Origin of the sequence: Brenneria uluponensis, assembly GCF_032395385.1 — a bacterium.
Classification (GTDB): domain Bacteria; phylum Pseudomonadota; class Gammaproteobacteria; order Enterobacterales; family Enterobacteriaceae; genus Prodigiosinella; species Prodigiosinella aquatilis.
Genome location: NZ_CP135917.1, coordinates 51426 through 76405 on the forward strand (window position 1 = coordinate 51426; position 24980 = coordinate 76405).

Genomic DNA, 24980 nt, shown 5'->3' on the forward strand with positions numbered 1-24980 from the left:
TTTTTACACTAAGAAATACTCTGTTACCAACAGGGCATGAAATTATTTTAGTCAAGGAATTTACCTTTATCATAAATGTCGGTATAAGAATGTTCTTAGACAGCTATTTTGCTTTGTAACGTGCTAATCAATCAATTACCCTCCCAGGGAAATATAGATCAGATGAAAAGCTATGATGATATGCAGCGCTTTAAGGACAAAGCCCAGATAAAAGATATTAACTTCAAGGAAATTACCGGGCCATTATTTCAGTCTGAAACTCCAGGTTGGCCTATTATTAAACACCTATCAGGCAATCAGGAAAATGAGCATGCGCCATTACCCGATCAGCTGATAAATATCACTCAACTCACGCTTACCGGGGAGGGTGTACTTCCCGGATTGATGAATGCTTCCAGTCCAGACAAAGGCGCAAAACCATCGGTATCCGATAAGTCTAGTACCCTTGCCCACTCCATTGAAACAATGTTACCGCAGGTCAATCCATCACCGCTGGTACAATCGGCTGTCGACGTAGTAAACACGACTGTTGTGAAAACTGCCCTTGCCAGTGCGGCTATGAAAGCTGCGCCTGCCAGTACGGCTGTGAAAACCGCATCTGACAGTGTGGATGTTCCTGTTGTGGCTCCCGTTCCGGCAACGCCTGACGCTAATCGCTTCCGGCACTTGTTCACTGTTCGTGCCCAGAATGACCATCAATCTGACGCTTCTCCAAAGGCTGTGTTGCTTAAATCCTTGCTGGATAGGATTGCATCATGCCGTTAGTTTGTGTTTGTTCACCCAAGGGGGGTGTGGGTAAAACGACTATAGCCGCCAATCTGGCATACTCGCTGGCTCGAGGTGGAAGTAAAGTTCTGGCGATTGATTTTGACGTACAGAATGCATTACGTCTGCACTTTGGTGTGCCTGTTTCTGATGAGCGCGGTTATGTGGCGAAGTCTGGTGAAGTAGCCGACTGGGGACAGTCGATACTGAACACCAAGGATAATATCTTTGTGCTGCCATACGGTAGTGTCACAGAAGCGCAACGTCAGGTCTTTGAGCATAATCTGGAGGCGGACCCTCAATTTTTACGGCGCGGTCTGAGCACATTATTGAATTATCCAGGCATGGTTATTATTGCTGATTTTCCGTCCGGTCCCAGTGCTGCATTGAAGGCTATGACCGACTTGGCAGACCTGCATTTGGTCGTGATGATGGCGGATACCGCATCGCTTTCGCTGATGCCACATATTGACGATAATAGAATGATTGGCCAGGCCTTGAATCAAAAGAAAGGTCATTATCTGTTGCTCAATCAGGTGGACAATCGCCGTACAATCAGTAATCAGGTGAGCGCTGTTGTGGAACAGCGTATGGCTGATAAATTGCTTGGTAGCGTACATCGTGATGAAAATGTGGTTGAAGCGAATGCATCCCAGCGTTCTATTTTTGATGTCAGCTCTGTTTCAGCCGCGGCTTTTGATATTGAATTAATTGAAAAACGTGTGGCTGGCCTGCTGAATATAAGAATTGGTAATGGCGAAGTCCATACCAATATACAAATACGTTAATCAAATAAGAAATTAATATTACTCCTGTCACTTATAGTAAGGACGGGTTTTTATGAACTTTTTTCATCACACAGCATCAGGATAATCAATGAAAAAGCTCCTGCTTTATCTGTTGCTACTGATTTTTATACCAGTTGCGGTGGTAATTATTATTACCCCGATGGACAGCCAAAAACAATATATATTTGGCTTGATAAGCATCGCAATGATGTTTTTGCTGGGGTGTAATAAACAACGTCATATTACGGTCATATTAGTTATTTTGTCGGTGTTAATGTCAACTCGGTACATATATTGGCGCGCCACGGAAACACTGCATTTTAATTCTGATATTGAAGCCATTCTGGGTATAGGATTATTTGCTTCGGAACTCTATGTCCTGGCTGTTTTGTTGCTGGGTTTTTTGCAGACCCTATGGCCGTTGGAGCGCACCATTGAGCCATTGCCTGATGATATGTGTCTGTGGCCTACGGTGGATATTTATATTCCTACCTATAACGAAAGTCTGGATGTAGTGCGGGATACGGTGTTGGCGGCACAGTGTATTGATTATCCGCACGATAAAATGAATATTTATCTGCTGGATGATGGCAAACGCAGTGAGTTTGCCGTATTTGCGGCACATGCGGGTGTCGGCTATATCACCCGTGACAACAATATTCATGCCAAGGCCGGGAACCTTAACAATGCGATGACGCTTACCCAAGGGGAGCTGATCTGCGTGTTTGACTGTGATCATGTTGCCAAGCGTATTTTTTTACAGGCAACCGTTGGGCCGTTCCTGTCCGATCCAAAATTGGCGTTGCTGCAAACGCCGCACTACTTTTATTCACCGGATCCATTTGAACGCAACCTGAAGGCGGCTCAGCGGATACCGAGTGAAGGTGAGTTGTTCTATGGTCCGGTACAGCAAGGGAATGACACATGGAATGCGACTTTTTTCTGCGGTTCCTGTGCAGTCATGCGCCGCTCGGCGCTAGAGGAAGTCGGTGGGTTTGCGGTGGAAACCGTGACGGAAGACGCGCATACCGCCATGAAATTGCAGCGTCGCGGATGGAAGTCTGCTTATCTGAACATTCCACTGGCAGCCGGGCTGGCTACTGAGCGGCTGGTGTTACATGTGATTCAGCGTACTCGCTGGGCACGTGGCATGACACAGATTTTTCGCCTTGATAACCCGTTGTTGGGACGTGGACTGACTTGGCAGCAACGATTGTGCTATCTCAATGCCATGTTGCATTTCCAGTTTGGCCTGCCACGGGTAGTGTTTCTGACCGCACCACTGGCTTATTTATTGTTTAATCTCAATATTATTCACTCTTCGGCGTCGATGATCTTCGCCTATGTTTTGCCGCATCTGGTGATGTCCCTGTATATGAATTCACGGATGAATGGGCGTTTCCGCTATAGCTTCTGGGGCGAAATCTATGAAACGGTGATGGCATTTCATTTGGTGATCCCTACGATTGTCACCCTGTTCGCACCAAAGCGCGGCAAATTTCATGTTACGGACAAGGGTGGACTGTTGGATGAAGGCTTTTTTGATTTTCGCATCGTACGTCCACATATTGTTGCCACGATCTTGCTGGCTATCGGCGTGAGCATAAATCTGGTGCGTATGTTTGCTCATAATTACTTCAATGTCGACCCCTATGTAACGCTGTTTAATGTCGTGTGGGGGATGTTCAGCCTGTTGACATTGCTGGCCGCTATTGCTGTGGCTCGTGAAACAAGGCAGGTACGTAAAACCATCCGTATCGATGTCGATATGCCGGTTATGATTTACTACGCCAGCGGTTCGGTTTCTCGTAGTAGCACCATCAACCTCTCAATGGGGGGCGCCCAGATCAAGGTACCGGATCAGCGCCATGAACATGACGAAATAGAAGCCATTGGACTGTTGTCGCAATCTAATGAGATCTGTCTGGCCGTGCAAGTTATCACGGTTGACGATGACACCATTCGTCTGTGTTTTAATGATATCCCACTGGCCCAGCGCCGAGCGCTGGTGCGAGTGGTACTGACACGAGCTGATGCGTGGATTGATCCACCCTGGCCGCAAGACCGGCCACTGCATTCCCTGTGGATGGTAGTGAGCACCGTATTTAGTTTTTTCTGGCTGACCCTAAAAAGCCCGGGTCGCAAAACTGCCCGATCAGGCTCATCACCGAATAAATCGCTGGGCAAAGGGGAGGACATGTCGGTATGACATCACGTTTCCTTAGCGTTATTCTCCTGATTTGCATGGGCAGCACTCTGGCACTGGCGGGTAATGTCGCGTTGGCGGCCGGGGACACCCGGGATGATACTGTACCGGCGACACTCAGCCCCGGAGGTGACAGTTCGCATTCAGGCGTGTCGAGCACATCGTCTGCCAAGTCCGCTATATCTGCTGCGCCTATCGTCGTGCCAGAGCAACTGTTATCACAACAGTCAACGTCTGGCACATCGTCAGAACGTTCATCCAAGGTGGCGGTACCTTGGTTGCCTTCCGCCGCTAATGCAGTAAGTCGTGCGACTGATGTGGTCAGTCCAGGTTATCTGCCGTTGTCTAGCAGTATCTCTATGGCGCAAATGGGACAACCCCAGGGAATTACCCTGGCGGGCGGTCAGGCACAGACCGGGATTATCTTCACATTGCCGGAAGATCTCGTCGTGACCAACGCACATCTCGATCTCGCCCTGCGAGTGTCGCCAGAGTTGGCTGAGCTGAATACGTCCTTACAATTGATGCTTAATGGTCAGCCATTAGGATCTGTACCACTGAATGCTGCCGCGGGTGAAACGGCCAACTATCAACTGGATATTCCACCAGCGATGATAGTCTCCAACAATAACCTCAGTTTTCGAATTGACAGTGCAGATCGCCTGCAATGTGAACGTGACAGCGCGACACATTACAACCTGACTATTCTACCGTCGACCCGGTTACAGCTGGAAGGCCAGCAACTGGATCTTGGTACGCGTATATCACATTTCCCACGACCTTTTATTGATCCGTTACGAATGACACCAGCTGCTGTATCGATGGTATTTCCGGCAGCAGTGACGCCAGCACAGGTGAGTGCGGCGGCATTGGTGGCATCCTGGCTGGGTATGAAGATGGATGGTCGTGGTGTGACATTTCCGGTGCTGCTGGACTCACTGCCACAAAAAAACGGTATTGTCTTTGGTCTGCCAGGTGAACGCATAGGGACGTTGACCCTGCCGCAGGTCACCAGCCCGACACTACAGTTGGTCAATAACCCGATTAACCCGGTTTACAAGTTAATGCTGGTGATCGGTAATGACGAAGGCCAACTGCGGCAAGCGGCTTATCGTCTGGTAAGTCAACCGCTGACCGGTGACGGATCATCGTTGACGGTGACGCCACAAATGATCCCGTTACGCAAAGCGTATGACGCGCCACGTTGGATCACTACCGATCACCCAGTGCGATTGAGTGATCTGTTGCGTAAAGATCAGAGTATGACTGTCAGCGGTATATGGCATGACGCGCTGCACATTAATTTCCGCGCGGCACCCGATCTGTTCTTGTGGGACGGTCAAACTATCCCGGTGCAACTGGATTACCGTTTTCCTGCGGAAAGCTGGATTGATGAAGATCATTCGTTCCTGAATGTGATGCTCAATGGCACGTTCCTCCACAATCTGACGGTGGATAAAGCCGGTATATTGCAGCATCTTTGGCGGAAACTCGGTGGGGATATCCGTCAGGAGAGTTATACGCTGAAGGTCGATCCTTACTTGATTTACGGTTACAACCAGTTTCAGCTTTATTTCAATATTCATGCCAAGGCAGATGCACCCTGTAATGCGTTGTTGAGCAACAATATCAAAAGTCAGATTCTGGGCAGTTCTTTCATCGATCTGACCAAGACTCGTCATTTCACGATGTTGCCGAATCTGTCTTATTTCATCGGTGCCGCTTATCCGTTCTCCCGCCTGGCCGACTACGCCCAGACGGTGATGATGTTACCGAAAACGCCTTCCAATGTGGAAATTAGCTTGTTGCTGGATCTGGCTGGCCGTGCTGGTGATACCACCGGTGTCAGCCTTAACCATAACCATGTGATGTTTGGTATGCCATCTTCTGCGGCTGAACGCCAAAAGCTCGACAACAGCGATGTGTTGGCTGTGAGTTCACTTCAGCAGACCGGGTTTAATCAGCAGATGCTGGCCTACTCCCCCTACAACGTCAACAACCATATGCTTGGCGTCAGTACGCCGAATGTCTGGGAACATCTGCGTAACTTGTTGAGCGGTGATTGGGGACGTTCATCAATGGAAGCGGATCGCTATTTTTCGTCTAACGGCGACTGGCGTGGTTTTATCAGTTATCGCTCACCGTGGAGCCCTCAACGTGTGGTGGTGATGGCTACCGGCAGCAGTGACGAACAATTGCTGAAGCTCTATAGCGATCTGAATTCTCCCCATATTAATGCGGCGGTTCGCGGTGATACCACCATCATCACGGATGAAAATGGTGCGCGCAGTTTCCGGGTCGGTCCACAGTTTCCTCGTGGTGAGATGCCTTGGTATCTGATGCTTGTCTGGTACGCCAGCCAGCATTCTGCCTTGTTAGCCGTGCTGGGGCTGTTACTGGCCACAATACTGGGAATAGGATTGACCGGTGTATTGAAGCGACAGGCGGAAAAAAGGTTGTTCTCCCGACGTGATTCGGGCACAAAACAAGAATAAGTGAGCCACCATAATGAAGATGACTGTGTTAACAGCCAGAATTCGTCAGGCGTTATGCCTGACCAGTGTCATTATCACCAGCGTATTTTCTTTGCCTGCGCTGGCGGCAGAGGCCAACCCGGCACTGAAAGCGCTGTTTGAACAGGCGGACTATTGGCATCAGCGTTCCCATGATGATCTCGCCCGTGATGCGCTGCAAAAAATCCTGTTGGTTGATGCTAATAATTCACAGGCGCTCTACCTGATGGCGTTATACGCCCAGAGTAGCGGCGACAACGCGGAAGCGGCAAAATGGCGTGCACGGCTGAGTAAGGTGTCACCTAATGACCCGCTCCTGCAGGTGCTGGATAATGCCCGGCAGTCGGCGGCTATTCCGCCAGCGCAGTTGGCGTTGGCGCGACAACAGGCACGTAGCGGCAATATCACCGCATCATTGCAAACCTGGCGCAATCTGTTTGTCGGAAACCAGCCGCCAGCAAGTGTGGCGGCAGAGTATTATCTGACCATGGCGGGCGACCCAACGCTTCGTCCACAAGCCATTGATTTATTGAGAGGATTCGTGGCTACTCATCCGCAGGATAGCAAGGCGGAAGTGGCGTTGGCCAAGGCGCTGACCTATCAGGATTCGACCCGCCGCGAGGGATTGACACACCTTCGTGAACTGGCCTCCGGTAGCAAAGAAGCTGATCAAGCGATGCGTCAGGCGCTGTTGTGGTTGTCGCCGAAGGCGGATGATGTGCCGCTCTATCAGGCCTATCAACAACGGCATCCCCAGGATAGTGCAGTGATGGATTATTACCGTAAGAATGTGGGCGGTGATGAGAAAGAAAAAGGTTTTCAGGCGCTGAACCGCGGTGATTTTATTGATGCGCAGAAGGCGTTTGAGACTGTACTGAAAGCCAACCCGCAGGATTCGGATGCGTTGGCAGGGATGGGTTATGCCGCCCAGCGACGCGGTGATTTTGTTACGGCGGCGTCTTATCTGGAGCGTGCATCCACGTTGGGGGGCAATGACAGCGCTCAACGCCATCAACAGGCAGAAGATGCCCGGTTTTATGCCCAGTTGGCTAAAGCCCAGCAGGCGATGAAGACCGGTGACACAGCGCAGGCGCTGGCACTCAGTGAGCCGCTGGTTCAGGTGAGCGGCGACAAAGGCGTGTCGGCGAAACTGTTCCGCGCCGATGTGTTGCGTCGCACCAATAAGATGTCTCAGGCAGAACAGCTCTACCGCAGCGTGCTGCAAACGAATGCGGATAACCGTAACGCCAAAGAAGGACTTTATTATGTGTTACGGGAGCAAAATCGCATAGCGGAAGCGAATGCTCTGGTTGCGTCCCTGCCGGCGAGCGTGCGTAAAAGTATCGAGCCTCACCCGGTGGACAATGGCGATCCGGTGCGCAATGAGGCGAAACAAGCGCTGGCGGCGGGCAATACCTCGAAGGCGATACAGTTATTGCAACAGGGCATCCAGCGTTTTCCGCACAATGGTTGGTTACGGCTCGACCTGGCACGCCTTTACCATCAGCAAGGCGATATGAATGCAGCCACAGCCCTGATGCAGCCGCTATTTCGGTCCGATGCCAGTGCTGATGAGCTGTATGCCGCCGCACTGTTTGCCAGTGATAATCATGCCTGGCAACAGGTGCGCCTCCTATTGTCGCGGATCCCGGCTCGTCGTCAGAATGCCGCCACTCGCGAGCTGGCGCAGCGGGCCAACTTTAATTTGCAGATGGCGACCGCACAGGTTTATTTGTCGCATGGTGAAAACGCCGCCGCTGCCAATACGTTGCGGGCGCTGACGATGACGCCACCAGAGAATCCGGTCGATGCCGGTAATCTGGCACGGTCGCTGGCCGCTGCGGGCGATATCGGTACCGCAGTCACGGTGGTGCGTAATAATATGCAGCGAGGCGTTCAGGGGAATGCCGGGGATTATGCCGCTCAGATCAGCGTGTTGAATCAGGCGGGATTATCTGATGAAGCGCGGGCCTGGCTTAGCCGACCAGAACTGGTGGCACGTAGTACCGAGTCGCAACTGGATGCGTTGAATACTGGCTTTGTGATTCAGGATGCGGACCGCCTGCGGGAGAATAAGCAGTATGCTGCGGCCTATGACAAACTGGCCCGTGCTCTGCAACAGCAGCCAAAGAATACCGACTTGATGTTTGCCATGGCGCGGCTCTACCAGGCTGGCAAGATGAACAAAGAGGCGGCGGAAGTCTATGCCTTCCTGATGGCCCATGACACCCCGCAGCAGGATGCGCGAACCGGAGCCATCAACATCGCGCTGGCGCAGAATAATGTGGCGAAGGCACGATCGCTGGCTAATGGTCTGCAAGGTGAACAGACGCCAGCTCGTCTGTTGCTGATGGCCCGAGTGTCGGATGCCGAGGGCAATAAAGAACAGGCTCTCGCTTATCTGCGCGCCGCCCATGCGAAAGCGGTGGGACTGGAAGGCGCTGCCCCCGGCAAGGCACCGGCGATCGGCGGACTGAGTGTGACGGATAATCCATTTATCAATCGTACCGAGCTGGTTTCTAACCGTACCACCGCTCAGACCGCTTACCGTAACGTGATGCCATGGCAGCAGATCGCCGGGAGTGATCCCAATGCGCTGATTACCACTGCTGATAATAAGCAAGTGACCTCGCAGCAGGTCGAAACGTTTAATCAGATTAACCGCATGATGGACGATCTGGAGCATGACACCGGCAGTTGGTTGCAAGCCGGGGTGCAGATGCGGAGTCGGGATGGTGAGTCTGGCCTGGGCAAGCTGACAGAGTTCAAAGCCCCATTGACCTGGTCCAGCGGATCGTTTGGCGATACGCGCATTAATTTTACCGCGACGCCGGTGACACTCAGTGCCGGAACGGTGGATGCCACCAACAGTTGGCGTTTTGGTTCCGGGGCAACGTCGCAGGTATCGCCTAGTAGCCAGCATGCCTCCGGTACAGAGTTGAATCTGTCCATGACCGGCAAAAAATACAAGTTGGATCTGGGCAGTACCCCATTGGGGCAAGATCTGAGTACCGTATTGGGCGGCGTACAGTGGTCACCGAAGCTGACGGACTACCTCACACTGGTGTTGACCGGGGAGCGGCGTGCGGTGACCGACAGCCTGCTGTCTTATGTTGGGGCTCGTGATTCACTCAACGGTAAGCATTGGGGGCAGGTTACCAAGAACGGCGGCAGTGTACTGCTTAGTTACGATAATGGGGACGTAGGCTTTTACGGCGGAGCCGGTGCTTACGACTACATGGGCGAGAACGTAAAAAGTAATACCGGTGTGATGGCCAATGCCGGCGCCTATGTCCGCCCGTATCATGACAGCAATCATGAGCTGAAAACCGGTATCAACATTAGCTGGATGAATTTTGCCAATAACCTCAGTTATTACAGTTATGGGCAGGGCGGCTATTTCAGCCCGCAGGACTATGTATCACTGTCGTTTCCGGTGGAATGGAGTCAGCGATATGATGACTTAAGCCTTAAGGCGGGCGTTTCTATCGGCTATCAATCCTACTCTCAGGATCGCAGTGCCTATTATCCTAATAATCCGGACTTGCAGAGTGCGCTGGAGACCACTGATGCCACAGAATCTTACTATTCTGGAGACAGCAAAAGCGGTATTGGCTATAACGTCCATCTCGGGGCGGATTATCGGATCAACAAAGAGATGACCATTGGTGGACTGATGGGATATGACACCTACGGCAGCTATAACGAAACAACAGCCCAACTCTACTTCCGTTATGGGCTTGGAGATAAATAACCATGAGTGAACGTCAGCAACAAACACTGAACTATTATCGTCAGCAGCAGTTTCAACCCGGCTGGATAAGCCTTCTCAATGTGGTGGTCGGAGGGATGATAGATAATGCTGGCGAACAGGATGCCACCGCTTTTCTACGCCAGACTGGTGAGCAACTGGCTGAACACTATCCTCTGAAGGAAGCGGTTACTGTGAAGGGGCTGGAGTGTGAAATTAACCGTATCCTGGCAATGTTTCACTGGGGATGTGTGGATATTCAGCCGGGTGAGCAGTCTCTGGAGATTTTTCATCTGGAGCTGCCCGATAGTGATAATGGGCTGTTAAAGGGTGAACAATGGCGAATGGCGATGGGTGCTGTTCTGCAAGGACTCTATTCCCGCTGGTTATCCGCCCAGAATGGAAATGATCATATATTGCTGTCTTGTGAGAAAACAGACAGTGATGTCGTTTTGTTATTTCGTTATCAGAACGCGGCAAGAGGCACAGCACGATGAAACCGGCATGGCGTTGCGGGTGGGTAATGTTACTGATGGTTTTCTTCAGTACATCGGCAACGGCAGCCAGTGGCTGGGAAAGTTATAAAAGCCGTTTTATGATGACTGATGGGCGTATTCAGGATACGGGTAATAAAGATATCAGTCACACGGAAGGGCAGGGATTCGCCATGTTGCTGGCGGTACATTATGATGATCGCCGTGCGTTTGATCGCCTGTGGAACTGGACCCGTACTCATCTGCAAGACCCGGGTAATAACCTGTTTTACTGGCGTTATGTTCCATCTGCCGCGAATCCGGTGGCAGATAAGAATGATGCCTCGGATGGTGATGTGCTCATTGGATGGGCGCTACTGAAAGCCGGAGAAAAATGGCGGGATAAACAGTATCTGCAAGCATCAGACGTTATTCAGAAAGCCATCGTGGCCCACGATATCATCCGATTTGCAGGACGAACGGTGATGTTGCCTGGCGCTGTCGGTTTTAACAAAAATAGTTATGTGATTCTCAACCCGTCTTATTTTCTGTTTCCAGCCTGGCGTGATTTTGCCAGACACAGCCACCTTCAGGTATGGAGTCAGTTGATTGACGATGGCATGGCCTTGCTGAGCAACATGCGTTTTGGCGAGGTGGCGTTACCGGTTGATTGGGTGGCGCTCAATGCGGATGGAAGTATGGCGCCAGCGACTGCCTGGCCGGCACGTTTTAGTTACGATGCCATCCGCATTCCCTTGTACCTCTACTGGTATGACGCCAAAACGCTGGCGTTGGTGCCTTTCCAGCTTTATTGGCGGAATTATTCCCGTTTGCGGACACCTGCCTGGATCGATGTGCTGAATAACAGTACTGCGCCTTACAATATGCAAGGCGGATTGCTGGCAGTGCGCGATCTGACAATGGGTGATATCAGTGATGTAACGGATAGTCTCGGCCCATCCGAAGATTACTATTCAGCCAGCTTGCACCTGTTAGCCTGGTTGGCCAGCGGCAAATAATCATCGGTGTCTGTTCTGGGGGCGTTTTCCCCAGAACAGGTTTCGCCATTCTCTCCTGAATCCCATATAAAGCAGTGAATTTTAGCCATCGTTAACTGAACGAACGCGTGCTTTCATCCCCTCTCCCCATGGCGTTAGTCCCGCCGGATGCTCGTGTCAGCGGCGAAAATAGTTGCTGCTTCGGTAATGTTGTTCACTTGCGTTGATTGTCGGAAGAGAACCGGAAATGCAGCCCCCGCAGCGATGCCCCACTTCGTGGGTACCCTGGGATCATGGTGCCTTAACGCTGACAAGTATTACGGCCGTCCCAGGCTTTTTGTGCGAAATGTTGCGTGTAATTTACATTAATGTTTATTTCTATGCTGATGCGGAAGCGATTCAGCTCTTGTTTTTAACCAACGCCTCACAAACTAAAGTTATAAAAGATGTTCGCTTTGTTAGGGCAATGTTATTTTCCAGCGCAATCACTGGTGGCATGTTTTATCCGTTTTTTACCTACTGGTGTTTTCCTATCAAAGGGCATAAATATGAAAAAATCAATATTTAAAAGTTTATATTTTCAGGTGCTTACAGCTATAACACTCGGTGTTTTGTTAGGCCATTTTTACCCCGAGATGGGTGAGCAAATGAAACCTCTGGGTACTGGATTTGTTAAATTAATCAAAATGATTATTGCCCCAGTCATTTTTTGTACCGTTGTCTCGGGTATCGCCGGCATGGAAAGTATGAAGTCGGTCGGTCGTACCGGTGCGATTGCCTTACTCTATTTTGAAATCGTCAGTACGTTTGCACTGATGATTGGTTTGCTGGTAGTTAACATCCTTCAGCCTGGTGCGGGGATGAATATCGACCCGGCTACCCTGGATGTTTCATCGGTTTCCTCTTATGCCAGCCAGGCTTCGCAGCATGGTGTGATCCCATTCCTGATGGATGTGATACCGTCCAGCGTGATTGGTGCCTTTGCCAGCGGTAATATTCTGCAGGTATTGCTGTTTGCCGTGATGTTTGGTTTTGCGCTGCATCATCTGGGTGAGAAAGGCGATCTGGTGTTCAATTTCATCGAAAGCTTCTCCAAAGTGATTTTCGGTATCATTAATATGATCATGCGTCTGGCACCGCTCGGAGCTTTTGGAGCCATGGCCTTTACCATCGGTAAATATGGTGTGGGTTCGCTGTTACAGCTTGGCCAACTGATCATCTGTTTCTACATTACCTGTGTGCTGTTTGTGGTGCTTGTACTGGGCACTATTGCCAGAATTACCGGCTTCAGTATCTTTAAATTTATCCGTTACATTAGAGAAGAACTGTTAATCGTGCTCGGCACTTCTTCCTCTGAATCCGCCCTGCCACGCATGCTGGATAAAATGGAAAAAGTAGGTTGTAAGAAGTCGGTAGTGGGTCTGGTGATCCCAACCGGTTACTCTTTCAATCTGGACGGTACGTCTATTTATCTGACCATGGCGGCAGTGTTTATTGCTCAGGCAACTAATGCGCACATGGATATCTGGCATCAGATTACTCTGCTGGTGGTGCTGCTGCTGTCATCAAAAGGTGCCGCGGGTGTAACGGGCAGTGGATTCATCGTTTTGGCAGCCACGATTTCTGCGGTAGGCCATCTGCCGTTGGCGGGTCTGGCGCTGATTCTGGGTATTGACCGTTTCATGTCTGAAGCTCGTGCATTAACCAATTTGGTGGGAAATGGTGTGGCGACAGTGGTTGTCGCTAAACTGTGTAACCAGCTGGATGAAAAACAGCTGGATGATGTCCTCTCCGGTCGTGAATCGAGTCAGGGTCTGGAGTCCCGCGTATCCTGATTTCGCCTGCCTGAACTTACCCTGCCTTTTACCCACGGCGCCTGTCAGTGCCGTGGGTAAATTTCATCCAATTCGTGTTAACGTTAAGCAATATCAACTTTTTTACTATTATTTTATCCTGCTGAGTGACATAGGCAAAAGCGTGCGGTCTAACGGAATGGTACACTTTGCCTCTCTTTTTGTGTGGTGCACAGACATAAGGTGATGGGATAAGTGTCACTGACATTCACAAAAAACATATCGTATTGGATAGTGATTAAAGTAGGGGTTCACATGCAGGGCACCAAAATAGGTCTTTTAGTTGGTGGAATGTTGCTGGCGGTTGTCGGCGGTAACGTGCAGGCTGAAACGCTACAACCGGATCCTGCCTGGCAACAAGGAAAACTGGATAATGGTTTTACCTGGCAACTATTGAGCACTCCCCAGCGCCCCAGTGACCGAATCGAATTACGTCTGGTGATAAATACCGGGTCGCTGTCAGAAAATGCACAACAAGCGGGCTTTTCCCATTTTATTCCTCGCCTGGCACTGACGCCCGGTGAGCATTTCTCTGCGGGACAATTACCATCACTTTGGCAGTCAGCGGATAGTGATCATCCACTGCCACCTGCCACCACATCCTATGATTTCACCTCCTACAATTTGAGTTTGCCGAATAATCGTCCCGAGTTATTGAAGGATGCACTGAACTGGCTGGCAAATACGGCGGGTCAACTACAGATTACGGATAATCGGATTGCCATAGCGTTGAAAACGATGGACCCGGTGACAACCGCACCGGCCAACCCACGGGATCCCAGCTGGCATTATCGCCTGATGAAGGACTCCACACTTCTGGCGCATGATCCTGATCAGCCGATGAAAATTCCGGTTACCACTGAACAGTTGTCCCAGTTTTATAAAACCTGGTACACCCCGGATGCCATGACACTGTATGTGGTAGGGAATGTAGATAATCGCAGTATCATCGAGCAGATTAATAACGTCTTCGCAAAATTACACGGCAAGCGCGTATCACCTTCGCCTATGCCAACATTGTCGCCAATTCCGCCGGAACCCGTCATCTTGATGAGCAGCAATGCGAAGCAGGACACGATTTCTCTGGTCTGGGATAGGCCCTGGCAAAAGATTCGAGACTCGCAGGCGTTAGCCCGTTACTGGCACAGCGATCTGGCGCGGGAAGCGCTGTTCTGGCATATGCAACAGGCACTGAAAGAAAGCCCTCTGAAAGACACCAACATACGCTTTGATTGTAATGTGATGTATGGCCGGGCACAGTGCGCCATTCATCTGGATAATGTCACCAGTGAATCAGTTGAACAAGACGTCGTGTTTCTGGCAAAAGAACTGGTTTATTTACGGGATAAAGGTTTATCCCAGGCTGAGTTTGATACATTGCTGTCCCGTAAAACCGATGAGCTCAGCAAATTATTTGCTACCTATGCCCGTACCAGCACCGATATTCTTATGGAACAGCGATTGCGCTCGCAGAGAAATGGCGTCGTCGATATCGCCCCGGAGCAATATCAGAAACTACGTCATGACTATTTGTCCTCAATCACACTGGAAATGTTGAATCAGGAGTTACGTCAGCAATTTTCTCAAGATGCTACGCTAGTGATGGTACAAAAGCAGGGGGAGCCGGAGGTCAACATAAAAGCGCTGATGGAAACGTATAACCGCCTGATGAAACCAGCTGAAGGCGCGTCTCCTGCCGTGGTGGAAACGCCCGTAGAAGCGGCTCCGGCAACCTAATGAACGACGCTGATGTAATCGGCCTGAAGCTGATCACTTGCGCGTAACGTGATATAGAAAGCGCATGAGGATACTCTCCTCTGGAGCGCGCTTCTTTCATGCGTTCTCCGGCGCCTGGGGTGACGGAGAACGGTTATGAGTGATGGCTATGCCCAGGCTGGCATGGCGTCTGGCGGAATGATGGCACCGCGATGCTGAATGACAGTACTGGCGGTAAGGTGTCCACGTTTGGCTGCCTCTTCCGCACTGCCGCCATTCAACCGCACTGCAAGATAGCCAGCGCTGAATGAATCACCTGCGGCGGTAGTATCAATGACCTTTTCTTTCGGTAAGCTGATGGCTGGAACATTTAACAGTTGCGGTTCACCCTTCAGAGAAATAAGGCAGGAATCCGCACCGCGTTTCACCACGACCTCCGTTACACCCAGTTTGTGGGTACGTGCCAGCACCTCTTCTATCGGCTGCTTGCCCCACAGCATGTCTTCATCATCCAGTGTCAGGAAGGCGATATCAGTACAAGAGAGCATGTCGGTATAGGCTTGCCGGGTTTCTTCTTCGCTTTGCCACAGACGTGGGCGGTAGTTGTTGTCAAAAATGACTTTTCCACCGTTGGTGCGACAAGCGCGTAGCACGGACATCAGACGCTGACGGCTGGTCGGGTTAAGGATGGCCAGACTGATACCGCTCAGGTAGATATACTCGAATTGTGACAAATGCTTACTGATGGTTTCAGCATCATCACTTTCCAGCCAGTAACGGGCGGCGGCATCGTTACGCCAGTAATAGAACGTCCTCTCGCCGCTGGCATCGGTTTCGATGAAATACAGGCCTGGCAGCTTGTCATTCATACGCTGGATCAAATCGGTTTTGACACCTTCACTCTGCCAGGCGGCTATCATTTCTGTGCTGAAAGAGTCGGTACCCAGCGCGGTCACGTAGTGGACATCCAGCGCGTCGGGCTTTACCTGACGTGCAATATATACGGCAGTATTCAGAGTATCACCGCCAAAGCCGCGGCTGAGATCCGCACCTTTTTGCGACAGTTCAATCATGCATTCGCCAATGATGGCAATGTTTTTTTTAGTCATGACAAGCCGGCCTGTTGAAAAAGTAAATCGGTAAGTAACCAGGAAAAAGTCAGCGTCAGTCTCAACATTACACTGCGTAGAGTCAAGAGCGATGAAACGATGTTTTATTTTTTCATGATGTGGATCGGAAAACCAGCAGTTTCCCAATCCGATACACGGTGTGCCTGGCGCAGTGGCGTTATTTTTTACGCAGTTCAGTTACAGGCTGGCCACCGATTCCCCAGTTGTCGGTATCCACTTCATCAATCACGACCATGGTGGTGGCAGGATTTTTCCCCAGGGTATCCACCAGCACTTGTGTTACCCCTGCAATCAGCTGTTTCTTCTGCTCTGCCGTTGCTCCGTCTTTGGTGATTCTGATATTAACGAAAGGCATGTTTTCTCCTGTCTGTTCGGGTAATAAAGTACAAAAATCGTTACGGAGCGTGACGCCTATTGTGGCGGGACACCGTCATCCACTGTGTTATCGCCTTTATCTTCTGACGTTGCAATCCATGCCGCACAAAATAGTATTAGCCGAGCAAAAAAGTAGAAGAAAGTCATCAGGCCGATGACAGAGCCAAATGCGGCGCCGGAAGGTGAACGGGCAAGCCAGGGGAGTGCCACCGTCATGGCGAACTTCAGTATCTCGAAACCGATAGCCGCCATCAGTGTGCCGCGTAGCAGTGCGCTGTGTCGGGGTTTTGTGTGTGGCAACACCCACAGTATCCAGATAAATAACAGATAGTTGGCGAATATGGAGATAGACAGTGTGATCAGTGTCATCACCGGTCGCAGCCATTCGATGCCGTCCAGACCCAACGCAATAACGATGGTGCTTTGTGCGGTACCCGCCACTGATGTCAGGAACAGGGTGATAATCAGGGCGATAAGCAACCCAATCAGCGAAAAGAAATCGCGCAGGTACTGAAAATAGAGTTTCTCTTCATCATGTGGTTTACGTTCCCAGACATCACGGGATTGGGCATGGATCGCTTCACGCAGATTACCCATCCAGTTAACGCCGGAATACAGCGCAATCAGTAAACCGGTAATACCTACGGTAGTACGTTGCTGCACGGCGGTATTGACCGTGTTTTTCAGCGTATTGGCCAGGTTGGGATCACTGATGGTATTAACGATATGGTTGATCAGTTCCGCCAACATATCCGGATTGGAGGCCAGCACGAAGCCCGCCGCTGCGAAAGAAACCATCAAAATGGGAATCAGAGACAAAAAAGAGAAATAGGTGATGGCCGCGCCAAACTGATTCCCCATCCGGTCATTAAAGCGTTCCCCGGCTCGGATAAAGTGCGCTACGCTAGGGACCGTTTTTAGCCGCTCACTCCACCGTTTCATCCGTGACAGTAATGATGTGGGATCTGGCGTGTTGCCATTACTCTGAGTTTTCGGTGTGGTACGTTGTCGGTCTGGCATCGCTGGCATGACATTATCTCCTGAATACGGTCATCCATCCTATGGATTATAACTGACATCACGATAACTCCGGTTTTTTGTGCGCTGCACTTGGGTTGGTCAATACTCGGTGATCAGTACAATAATTGATATGGCATCAATTAGCGCTGAAAGTCTTGACCGGCTTGTTTATACTGCTGACTCTTGCTGTTAACACTAATCTTTCGTTTAACACGTTTGCCCCGCAAACGTTAATGTTAAGTGAGTCAATCTCTCATGCCTGCTCTGTCGCCGCCAGAACCATCACTGAGCGCGTTGCGCCTTAATGTGCGTATTGCTTCCGTGGTGATGTTTAACTTTGCCAGTTATCTGACCATTGGTTTACCGCTGGCGGTTTTGCCTGGTTATGTTCACGACCATCTTGGTTACAGCCCATTTTGGGCCGGGTTGGTGATCAGCCTACAGTATTTCGCTACCCTCTTGAGCCGCCCGCATGCTGGGCGTTATGCGGATGAAAAAGGCCCTAAAAACGTTGTGGTACTGGGGTTGGCAGGGGCGTTATTGAGTGGGGTTTTCTACGCGCTGGCGGCCTGGAATGATGTTTCGCCGGTGCTGGCATTATTATTGCTGTGTGTGGGGCGCATCATTCTGGGTATCGGGCAGAGTTTTGCTGGTACCGGGGCGACGTTGTGGGGCATCGGAGTGGTGGGGGCACGGCATATTGGCCGAGTGATTTCATGGAACGGTATTGCAACCTATGGGGCGATGGCCGTGGGAGCGCCGCTGGGGGTGTGGATTTACCATCTGGGCGGGCTGATGCTGTTGGCAAAGGTCATTATGCTGGTGACAACCGCCGCCATTCTGCTGGCGCTGCCACGACAGGCTGTAAGCGCTACACCGGGGAAAAAATTACCGTTTCGCGAAGTGCTGAGCAAAGTATGGGTATATGGCGTTATTCTGGCCTTGGGCTCGGCCGGATTTGGTGTTATCGCCACTTTCATCACGTTGTTTTATGACGATAAACATTGGGAAGGGGCCGCATTGACGCTGAGTATTTTCAGCTGTGCTTTCGTCGGAACCCGTTTACTGTTTCCCAATGTGATTAACCGATTTGGTGGTTTGGCGGTTTCTTTCGTGTGCTTTGTGGTTGAAGGTGTGGGATTGCTGCTGGTGTGGCTGGCAATGTATCCCGCGATGGCGGAAGTAGGGGCCTTTCTGGCGGGAGCGGGATTCTCGCTGGTTTTCCCTGCATTGGGTGTCGTTGCCGTGAAAGCGGTATCACCACAAAATCAAGGCAGTGGACTGGCAACCTACACTATTTTCCTCGATCTCTCCCTGGGTATTGTGGGCCCGGTTGCTGGTGTGCTGATGGGGTACACCGGTGTCGCGTCAATTTATCTCGCAGCGGCATTGTTGTTGCTGGGGGGGTTGTTGCTGATCTGGCGGTTGTACCGACGTTCCCTGATTGTGTCGGAAGACACATTAAGACGAGTGTAATCCTGTGATATCAGTGTCAGGGCCGTTTACGACCCTGATCCTCTGTCAACGGAGTTTTAGCGTACTGATAATGCTTTCCGCATCGCTTTGTGCCTGCTGTTGATCGCCTGCGGGTAGGGTAATTTGTAATGTCATCAGGTGGTTATCCACTTTACCCAGTACGACGGAAGAATAGGCTTTCTGTCCGCCGCTGGTGATGATGCTGTCCAACTGCTGTAGTTTCTGGCCGTCTATCTCAATCGCTTTGTTGGTCACTACCTGGAGATTGGCGTCACGGGTACGTTGCTGATCCTCCAGACGTTGGCTCAGTACGGCCAGCGTGTCAGGCGTGTTGCCGGCCAAAATAACGATCACGGCTTTTTGGCCATTTGAGTCGGCATAGACATGCATATTGTTCGACTGAGTGCCGAGTTTACCGCTTTGGTCGCTCAGGCCTGCCGGTAAGATAAACGACAGCTTCCCTGACAGCAGAGTAACCGTTTGTCCCGCTGATTTTTCGGCCGTTGCACTTTTACTTTGCACCGGGGCGTTTTTATCACTATTCCCGTCGCACGCTGCCAGCGTTGCCGCCAGCAGACCGATTCCGAGGTATTTTGCTATATTCGGCATTGGGTCCCTTCTTTTGTCAATAAAACCGATACGGTGTTATGGCACCCGATTCAGGCAGTAAAAACAAGCGTTTTGTTGTCACAAACCCTGTCTTGTACCGGTAAAACCTGACAAAGAAGATAATTTTCCGGTTATTCCGAAATCAGTTTTCGCTTTGAACTGCCGGATAAGGGGTATCTTTTCCCTGCCGACTCAGGCGCCGAAGCAGCATATTCAGCGCTACACCATACATTGGCAGGAAAAATATCGTACAGATCGTGATTTTGAATGCATAGTCCACCATCGCGATCTCTCTCCAGTGTGTTGACATAAACGGGTTTGTACTGTGGTAAAACGCGATAAAGAAAAACGCCATCGTATCAACGAAATTGCCCAGCACAGCAGAGGCCGACGGTGCCACCCACCATGCATGGCGTTGGCGCAAGCGATTGAAGACCTGTACATCCAGAATCTGCCCCAACACGTAGGCCATAAAACTGGCGGAAGCAATACGGGCGACCACGATGTTGACTTCGCTCAGCACGCCAAAACCCTGCCAGGCTCCCTGATAAAACAGTGAGGAAACCAGGTAGGAAATCATCAGGGCCGGTATCATTACCGCCAGGATAATGCGGCGTGCCAGCGGTGCGCCGAAAATTCGTACCGTCAGATCGGTTGCCAGGAAGATGAACGGAAAGGTAAACGCACCCCAGGTGGTATGAAAACCAAAAATCATGATAGGGAGCTGTACTAGGTAGTTACTGGACGTGATGATCAGAACATGGAATAGCGACAACCAGCATAGGGCGGTGAGTCGCTGCTGCGGAGTAAATTGAAACATAGTATGACCTTTTTGGTTATTGGGGGGAGGGAACCCAAAAGTAACAAATCTTTTCGCCTCATATTACGGCACGACGCGGCATAATACGCAATTGTCTTATCTTTGCAATGGTTACTTTTCATGCAAGTATTTTGATGGCTTGCACCGAAAAATGCACAAGGTAAACTAGGGCGCTTCTACTCTTTTATTGACTACAAACACCGCAAACAGAGAATGTTAATGGCTGATGTCTTTACCAACCCGGATAAAACGCTGGATGCACAGGGACTGCGTTGCCCGGAGCCGGTGATGATGGTACGCAAAACCGTGCGACAGATGGAAACGGGTCAAACGCTGCTGATCATCGCTGATGATCCTGCTACTACGCGTGATATTCCGGGTTTTTGCCGCTATATGGAGCACGAGTTGCTGGCCCAGATGACAGAGCAACTGCCTTATCGTTATCTGCTGCGTAAAGGCCAGTGAAAACATCGCCCGCACCGTACCCGATAACACACTAAAATGTGATGTCTTTTAGCGTCTTTATAGTTAACCCGTTCACCTTACATGGATAGCATCAGCACTATGCTTGCCTCGGCAATGGCGTCGGGAAATAACGCGCCCAGCGCCGCGATGCTTATCAATGTTTTGATGGCAAAAGGGAAACCAGTAGTCAGCCCGTTTAAAAATAGAGCGATCTGACAATCAGAAAATGGCCACCAAAATAGCAGGCCGCCACAATGGCACGCTGGGCTCGGAAGCTGATGCGAAAGTGCTGGATCAGCCAGATAGCATGACCAATGAACAGCAGCCCTGTACCCACCAGCAATGAGAAATTGTAATCAGTACCCAGCGAGAAGTAATGTTCCCCTGCCACCCAGACCATGATGGTGGTCATCACCACAAAGGCGCAAACCAGCCAGCGTTGGGTACCCAACTGTTGCCACAATACGGCAATCAGCAGTGCAGCAAGTATTATCAGCACGAGCGGCAGCGGCCAGAAGAAGCTCAGGGATAATTGCGAAGAGAGAAAACTCACCGTATAGAGCAGGTGTGCTATAAAATAGGCACTGATGGCAAATAGTAGTCGTTGGGTGGGAAGCAGCAGCAGTGCATCACCAATCAGCGTTGCCAGCAGCCCTGCTATCACCAGATATCCCGGGATGCCAAGAATGGGTGTTTGCCAGGCCAAAGCAATCAGTAACAACAGTGTCACGGGCTTGAACAGCCAGCGCTGCCAGACGGGGCCACGGTAGCTGGCGTCGACGTACAACCAGCCAGAGAAGAGAACAGCAATAAAAGACCACAGCATAGATTGTCCTTGATTCAGTTAATTGACCGGTCGAAAAAACACTGACGACAGTAAGCAGCTTGTAGCCAGCCCTGGACAAGCCGTTTTCATCGTTTGTCATCAGGTGATGTTCTCCCCAGTGTAGGGACTGTTAGCGGGATCAACAACATCGGTAACGGCTAATGCGAGGCGGCAAGCTTCATGTTATGTTAACGGCCAGTTTTTTTGTAGCGTATGACATGACAAGTGTTGGCAATATGTCGAAGGAGAGCGTTGTTGCATGAGCACTGAACCTGCACTTTACCGTATTCAGTTTATAAATAACGGCAAGAACTATCAGCTCTATGTACGAGAATTGGTACCGAGCAATCTGTTCGGCTTTATTGAAATTGCCGACTTTGTTTTCGATAGCCAATCAACGCTACTGGTTGATCCCTCAATTGAGAAACTGAAAACCGAATTTGCCGGCGTCAGTCGCAGCTTTATTCCGTTACAGGCGGTGATCCGTATCGACGCGGTGACTGAGCGGGACAAGGGGAGTGCGCGGATTTCAGAGCTGGGCGACAATGTTTCCCATTTTCCTTACTTGCCAGGTAAAAATCCCTGAATCTTCTGTTTGGCTATTTCGATTCGTTACATCGAGCCTGGATGAACGTTGTTCTCCAGGCCTGGTTGCTATGGCTATCTGTGTTTGCGGGGCGAGATGGGCGGTTGTTTTTTCTGCCACGCCAGCAGTTCGAACACACCAAACAGGAAGACGCGTAGCTGAAATGCCCGGTCGAGGGGAGGCGCATCTTTAGGTTGACTGGCCTTGAGCAACAGGAACTGGATGCCGTGCATCAGTATCATGAACCCCATCGCGACGGTCATGAAAATATTCAGCGGCCGGGGGAAAGGAGAGATCAGATTAAAAATCAGAAAACTCCATACCCCGAGCATCAGTAACCGGCCAAAATTAATCCAAATCGTCATCATTTCCTCTTTGTATCGCAATCGTGCCATGCTATTGGCGGATGTAGAGCCGATAAGCCACTTGACCTGCTATCTTTTCCCGGTGTAATAGCCAGTTCTTCGGGATGGACAGCGTATGATTTTCTGCTTCGGTTTCTATATAAATCCAGGCTTCCGGAGCCAGCCAGCCTTGCGATTCCAACAGATGGAGGGTGTTGTTAAGCAAGTCTTTGCGAAACGGCGGATCCAGAAAAACGACATCAAAAGGCTCACCCGGCTGCGCCAGCCATTGCCGTGTATCCGTATTGATGACTTTGGCATTTTCTGCCCGGAGTAATGTCAGATTCTGCACCAATTGTCGGGCAATAGTGTGCTCTGTTTCTAATAATGTGGCATGGGCAGCATAACGAGACAGTGCTTCCAGGCTGAGTGCACCACTGCCGGCAAAGCAATCCAGACAACGTGCTTGTTGAATAACCGGCGCCAACCAGTTGAATAATGTCTCACGTACCCGGTCCGTTGTTGGGCGCAATCCGGGACTGTCCGGTACGGGAAGTTTTCTGCCACGCCACTGACCGCCGATAATCCGGATTTGGCCAGTTGACGATTTTGCATTTTGTTTTGCCATAGCGTGATGTTTTACCGAATTTCGGTACCGATAGTGGCTCTGCCGTAAAATAGAATAGCGCTATTCTAACGGCGGTCAGCGGTAGAGGGAATGTATAAGATGACATCGTTATGGTTATCTGGTGTAAAGGATGACTCCTTCGGCTTTTCTCTTCAGTGGGTTTGACATACTTGGTTACGGAGATTGTCGGTCAGAGGTACCGTTCGCTGCGTGTTGCTGTGGTCGGGAAAGTGTTAAACTCGTTGTTTTGTTGACTTCATTGATTATTTATCCGCCGCACTGGGTGGCGAGGAGCGCGATTACAACATGGCAAAAGAGAAGAAGCGCGGATTGTTTTCCTGGCTGGGATTAAAGCGGCAGGAAGAAGAGAACACCGAGCAGCCGCAAGAGAAACCTGACACAGGTGAAACGGTTGATTTGGTCCCGGATGCACCGTTATCAACGGACACCTCTGCGCCGCAGCCCTTGACGGCAGAGCCGGATGATGAACCCGCGGTCTCGCAGGAAGATGAGAAACAGGTTGCCAGTCAACAATCTGACGTCGTGGTGGAAAACGTGACGATTTCGTTATCGTCCGCAGAAGTGGAACCTGATGAACCACTCGTGGTAGCAGAAGATCGTGAAGCCAACGTCTTGTCGGAAAAGGAATTGCCACAAGAGATGGACGCCAATCCGGCACCTCAGGAGCGTCCGACCAAAGAAGGATTTTTTGCCCGACTGAAACGCAGTCTGGTCAAAACCCGACAAAATCTGGGTTCCGGATTTGTCGGATTGTTTCGTGGCAGGAAAATTGATGATGATCTGTTTGAAGCGTTGGAAGAACAACTGATTATTGCTGATGTTGGGGTAGAAACTACCCGTAAAATTATCACCAGTCTTATGGACCATGTCAGCCGTAAGCAGCTTAAAGATACCGATATGCTGATGACCAAACTCAAAGAAGAGATGGCCGACATTCTGGCAAAAGTGGATGAACCGCTGAATATTGAAGGTAAAACACCTTTTGTCATCCTGATGGTTGGTGTCAATGGTGTCGGCAAAACCACCACTATTGGCAAAATGGCGCGTCAGTATCAGGCACAAGGGAAATCGGTGATGCTGGCGGCGGGGGATACTTTTCGTGCTGCCGCAGTAGAGCAGCTTCAGGTGTGGGGTCAACGTAATAATGTAACGGTGATCGCGCAGCATACCGGTGCTGATTCCGCCTCGGTGATTTTCGATGCTATTGAGGCAGCGAAAGCGCGTGGAGTTGATGTGTTGATTGCCGATACTGCCGGGCGTTTACAAAATAAAGCCCACCTGATGGACGAGTTGAAAAAAATCGTGCGGGTGATGAAAAAACTGGATGCAGAGGCTCCGCACGAAGTCATGCTGACGCTGGATGCCAGCACTGGACAGAATGCTGTCAGTCAAGCCAGACTGTTCAACGAAGCCGTCGGCCTGAGTGGTATTGCACTCACCAAGCTGGATGGTACTGCCAAAGGCGGTGTGATATTTGCTATTGCCGACCAGTTTGGTATCCCGATCCGGTATATCGGCGTTGGGGAAAGTATTGAAGATTTGAGACCGTTTAAGGCTGATGATTTTATTGAGGCCCTGTTTGCCCGTGAAGACTAAAAATTTGCTCGCGAGGATGAG

The 24980-nt window shown here is 50.5% G+C and carries 22 protein-coding genes; 14 read left to right on the forward strand and 8 right to left on the reverse strand.

Annotated features, from left to right (window positions below; translation table 11 throughout):
- Positions 1–162: 162 nt before the first annotated feature.
- The 10 genes from bcsO (at position 163) to RS889_RS00275 (ending at position 15084) form a co-directional block, all read left to right on the forward strand.
- Positions 163–765 (forward strand): cellulose biosynthesis protein BcsO, encoded by a 603-nt coding sequence (bcsO, locus tag RS889_RS00230; RefSeq protein WP_315708928.1) that lies wholly within the window; start codon positions 163–165, stop codon positions 763–765.
- Entirely contained in the window at positions 756–1553 is a 798-nt protein-coding gene (gene bcsQ, locus RS889_RS00235) for a cellulose biosynthesis protein BcsQ (protein WP_315708929.1), read from the forward strand. The genes bcsO and bcsQ overlap by 10 nt, the downstream gene beginning before the upstream one ends.
- An 88-nt stretch (positions 1554–1641) precedes the next feature.
- The gene (bcsA, locus tag RS889_RS00240) at positions 1642–3762 is read left to right on the forward strand and encodes a UDP-forming cellulose synthase catalytic subunit (RefSeq protein ID WP_315708930.1); all 2121 of its coding nucleotides are present in this window, start codon (positions 1642–1644) and stop codon (positions 3760–3762) included.
- Entirely contained in the window at positions 3759–6254 is a 2496-nt protein-coding gene (gene bcsB, locus RS889_RS00245) for a cellulose biosynthesis cyclic di-GMP-binding regulatory protein BcsB (RefSeq protein WP_315708931.1), read from the forward strand. Before bcsA ends, bcsB begins: the two co-directional genes overlap by 4 nt.
- A 13-nt stretch (positions 6255–6267) precedes the next feature.
- The gene (locus tag RS889_RS00250; protein WP_315708932.1) at positions 6268–10026 is read left to right on the forward strand and encodes a cellulose biosynthesis protein BcsC; all 3759 of its coding nucleotides are present in this window, start codon (positions 6268–6270) and stop codon (positions 10024–10026) included.
- Between the two features lie 2 nt (positions 10027–10028).
- Complete coding sequence (gene bcsD / locus RS889_RS00255) at positions 10029–10520, forward strand: cellulose biosynthesis protein BcsD (protein WP_315708933.1); 492 nt, start codon at positions 10029–10031, stop codon at positions 10518–10520.
- Entirely contained in the window at positions 10517–11515 is a 999-nt protein-coding gene (locus RS889_RS00260) for a glycosyl hydrolase family 8 (RefSeq protein ID WP_315708934.1), read from the forward strand. Before bcsD ends, RS889_RS00260 begins: the two co-directional genes overlap by 4 nt.
- Before the next feature lie 226 nt (positions 11516–11741).
- Positions 11742–12062, forward strand: a complete 321-nt coding sequence (locus RS889_RS00265) for a hypothetical protein (RefSeq protein ID WP_315708935.1) — start codon at positions 11742–11744, stop codon at positions 12060–12062.
- Positions 12043–13329, forward strand: coding sequence for a dicarboxylate/amino acid:cation symporter (locus tag RS889_RS00270; RefSeq protein ID WP_021013636.1), 1287 nt, complete (start codon positions 12043–12045; stop codon positions 13327–13329). Before RS889_RS00265 ends, RS889_RS00270 begins: the two co-directional genes overlap by 20 nt.
- A gap of 273 nt (positions 13330–13602) precedes the next feature.
- Positions 13603–15084: a M16 family metallopeptidase gene (locus tag RS889_RS00275; RefSeq protein WP_021013635.1), complete on the forward strand. Its 1482-nt coding sequence runs from the start codon at positions 13603–13605 to the stop codon at positions 15082–15084.
- Positions 15085–15230: 146 nt separating this feature from the next.
- On the opposite strand, the gene kdgK is transcribed toward RS889_RS00275, so the two are convergent.
- The 3 genes from kdgK to yhjD form a co-directional block, all read right to left on the reverse strand.
- Positions 15231–16172 (reverse strand): 2-dehydro-3-deoxygluconokinase, encoded by a 942-nt coding sequence (kdgK, locus tag RS889_RS00280; RefSeq protein WP_315708936.1) that lies wholly within the window; start codon positions 16170–16172, stop codon positions 15231–15233.
- A gap of 178 nt (positions 16173–16350) precedes the next feature.
- On the reverse strand, positions 16351–16548 hold the full coding sequence (locus tag RS889_RS00285) for a 2-hydroxymuconate tautomerase family protein (protein ID WP_290180982.1): 198 nt from the start codon (positions 16546–16548) through the stop codon (positions 16351–16353).
- Positions 16549–16604: 56 nt separating this feature from the next.
- Positions 16605–17597 carry an inner membrane protein YhjD gene (gene yhjD / locus RS889_RS00290; protein ID WP_021013632.1) on the reverse strand — a complete coding sequence of 331 codons (993 nt, stop codon included), beginning with the start codon at positions 17595–17597 and terminating at the stop codon, positions 16605–16607.
- A gap of 246 nt (positions 17598–17843) precedes the next feature.
- Between yhjD and RS889_RS00295 the strand changes: the two genes are divergently transcribed.
- A complete protein-coding gene (locus tag RS889_RS00295; protein WP_315708937.1) occupies positions 17844–19064 on the forward strand; it encodes an MFS transporter in 1221 nt (406 codons plus the stop codon).
- Between the two features lie 45 nt (positions 19065–19109).
- Here RS889_RS00295 and RS889_RS00300 read toward each other — a convergent pair whose 3' ends face one another.
- Positions 19110–19673: a DcrB family lipoprotein gene (locus RS889_RS00300; protein ID WP_315708938.1), complete on the reverse strand. Its 564-nt coding sequence runs from the start codon at positions 19671–19673 to the stop codon at positions 19110–19112.
- A gap of 142 nt (positions 19674–19815) precedes the next feature.
- Positions 19816–20493, reverse strand: a complete 678-nt coding sequence (locus RS889_RS00305) for a 7-cyano-7-deazaguanine/7-aminomethyl-7-deazaguanine transporter (RefSeq protein WP_315708939.1) — start codon at positions 20491–20493, stop codon at positions 19816–19818.
- 219 nt (positions 20494–20712) lie between these two features.
- Between RS889_RS00305 and tusA the strand changes: the two genes are divergently transcribed.
- Positions 20713–20958, forward strand: coding sequence for a sulfurtransferase TusA (gene tusA / locus RS889_RS00310; RefSeq protein ID WP_021013628.1), 246 nt, complete (start codon positions 20713–20715; stop codon positions 20956–20958).
- A gap of 196 nt (positions 20959–21154) precedes the next feature.
- Here the strand turns inward: tusA and RS889_RS00315 are convergent, their stop codons facing one another.
- Positions 21155–21784 carry a lysoplasmalogenase gene (locus RS889_RS00315; protein ID WP_315708940.1) on the reverse strand — a complete coding sequence of 210 codons (630 nt, stop codon included), beginning with the start codon at positions 21782–21784 and terminating at the stop codon, positions 21155–21157.
- A 259-nt stretch (positions 21785–22043) separates the two neighbouring features.
- On the opposite strand from RS889_RS00315, the gene RS889_RS00320 reads away from it, so the two are divergent.
- The gene (locus RS889_RS00320; RefSeq protein WP_021013625.1) at positions 22044–22370 is read left to right on the forward strand and encodes a DUF1820 family protein; all 327 of its coding nucleotides are present in this window, start codon (positions 22044–22046) and stop codon (positions 22368–22370) included.
- A gap of 74 nt (positions 22371–22444) precedes the next feature.
- Here RS889_RS00320 and RS889_RS00325 read toward each other — a convergent pair whose 3' ends face one another.
- Positions 22445–22735, reverse strand: a complete 291-nt coding sequence (locus RS889_RS00325; protein ID WP_290183270.1) for a DUF1145 family protein — start codon at positions 22733–22735, stop codon at positions 22445–22447.
- A 31-nt stretch (positions 22736–22766) separates the two neighbouring features.
- Positions 22767–23342, reverse strand: a complete 576-nt coding sequence (gene rsmD / locus RS889_RS00330; protein ID WP_315708941.1) for a 16S rRNA (guanine(966)-N(2))-methyltransferase — start codon at positions 23340–23342, stop codon at positions 22767–22769.
- A 306-nt stretch (positions 23343–23648) separates the two neighbouring features.
- Here rsmD and ftsY point away from each other — a divergent pair, with 306 nt between their 5' ends.
- Positions 23649–24959 carry a signal recognition particle-docking protein FtsY gene (ftsY, locus tag RS889_RS00335; RefSeq protein ID WP_315708942.1) on the forward strand — a complete coding sequence of 437 codons (1311 nt, stop codon included), beginning with the start codon at positions 23649–23651 and terminating at the stop codon, positions 24957–24959.
- Positions 24960–24980: the final 21 nt, after the last annotated feature.

What these genes read in the sequence shown, in the direction of transcription:
- kdgK (WP_315708936.1), bottom strand. Translation starts at nt 16,172, where the DNA reads ATGACTAAAAAAAACATTGCCATCATTGGCGAATGCATGATTGAACTG.
- bcsB (WP_315708931.1), top strand. Translation starts at nt 3,759, where the DNA reads ATGACATCACGTTTCCTTAGCGTTATTCTCCTGATTTGCATGGGCAGC.
- RS889_RS00295 (WP_315708937.1), top strand. Translation starts at nt 17,844, where the DNA reads ATGCCTGCTCTGTCGCCGCCAGAACCATCACTGAGCGCGTTGCGCCTT.
- bcsD (WP_315708933.1), top strand. Translation starts at nt 10,029, where the DNA reads ATGAGTGAACGTCAGCAACAAACACTGAACTATTATCGTCAGCAGCAG.
- yhjD (WP_021013632.1), bottom strand. Translation starts at nt 17,597, where the DNA reads ATGCCAGCGATGCCAGACCGACAACGTACCACACCGAAAACTCAGAGT.
- RS889_RS00260 (WP_315708934.1), top strand. Translation starts at nt 10,517, where the DNA reads ATGAAACCGGCATGGCGTTGCGGGTGGGTAATGTTACTGATGGTTTTC.
- bcsO (WP_315708928.1), top strand. Translation starts at nt 163, where the DNA reads ATGAAAAGCTATGATGATATGCAGCGCTTTAAGGACAAAGCCCAGATA.
- ftsY (WP_315708942.1), top strand. Translation starts at nt 23,649, where the DNA reads ATGGCAAAAGAGAAGAAGCGCGGATTGTTTTCCTGGCTGGGATTAAAG.
- bcsA (WP_315708930.1), top strand. Translation starts at nt 1,642, where the DNA reads ATGAAAAAGCTCCTGCTTTATCTGTTGCTACTGATTTTTATACCAGTT.
- RS889_RS00270 (WP_021013636.1), top strand. Translation starts at nt 12,043, where the DNA reads ATGAAAAAATCAATATTTAAAAGTTTATATTTTCAGGTGCTTACAGCT.
- RS889_RS00305 (WP_315708939.1), bottom strand. Translation starts at nt 20,493, where the DNA reads ATGTTTCAATTTACTCCGCAGCAGCGACTCACCGCCCTATGCTGGTTG.
- RS889_RS00325 (WP_290183270.1), bottom strand. Translation starts at nt 22,735, where the DNA reads ATGACGATTTGGATTAATTTTGGCCGGTTACTGATGCTCGGGGTATGG.
- rsmD (WP_315708941.1), bottom strand. Translation starts at nt 23,342, where the DNA reads ATGGCAAAACAAAATGCAAAATCGTCAACTGGCCAAATCCGGATTATC.
- RS889_RS00285 (WP_290180982.1), bottom strand. Translation starts at nt 16,548, where the DNA reads ATGCCTTTCGTTAATATCAGAATCACCAAAGACGGAGCAACGGCAGAG.
- RS889_RS00315 (WP_315708940.1), bottom strand. Translation starts at nt 21,784, where the DNA reads ATGCTGTGGTCTTTTATTGCTGTTCTCTTCTCTGGCTGGTTGTACGTC.
- RS889_RS00300 (WP_315708938.1), bottom strand. Translation starts at nt 19,673, where the DNA reads ATGCCGAATATAGCAAAATACCTCGGAATCGGTCTGCTGGCGGCAACG.
- RS889_RS00250 (WP_315708932.1), top strand. Translation starts at nt 6,268, where the DNA reads ATGAAGATGACTGTGTTAACAGCCAGAATTCGTCAGGCGTTATGCCTG.
- RS889_RS00320 (WP_021013625.1), top strand. Translation starts at nt 22,044, where the DNA reads ATGAGCACTGAACCTGCACTTTACCGTATTCAGTTTATAAATAACGGC.
- tusA (WP_021013628.1), top strand. Translation starts at nt 20,713, where the DNA reads ATGGCTGATGTCTTTACCAACCCGGATAAAACGCTGGATGCACAGGGA.
- RS889_RS00275 (WP_021013635.1), top strand. Translation starts at nt 13,603, where the DNA reads ATGCAGGGCACCAAAATAGGTCTTTTAGTTGGTGGAATGTTGCTGGCG.
- RS889_RS00265 (WP_315708935.1), top strand. Translation starts at nt 11,742, where the DNA reads ATGCAGCCCCCGCAGCGATGCCCCACTTCGTGGGTACCCTGGGATCAT.
- bcsQ (WP_315708929.1), top strand. Translation starts at nt 756, where the DNA reads ATGCCGTTAGTTTGTGTTTGTTCACCCAAGGGGGGTGTGGGTAAAACG.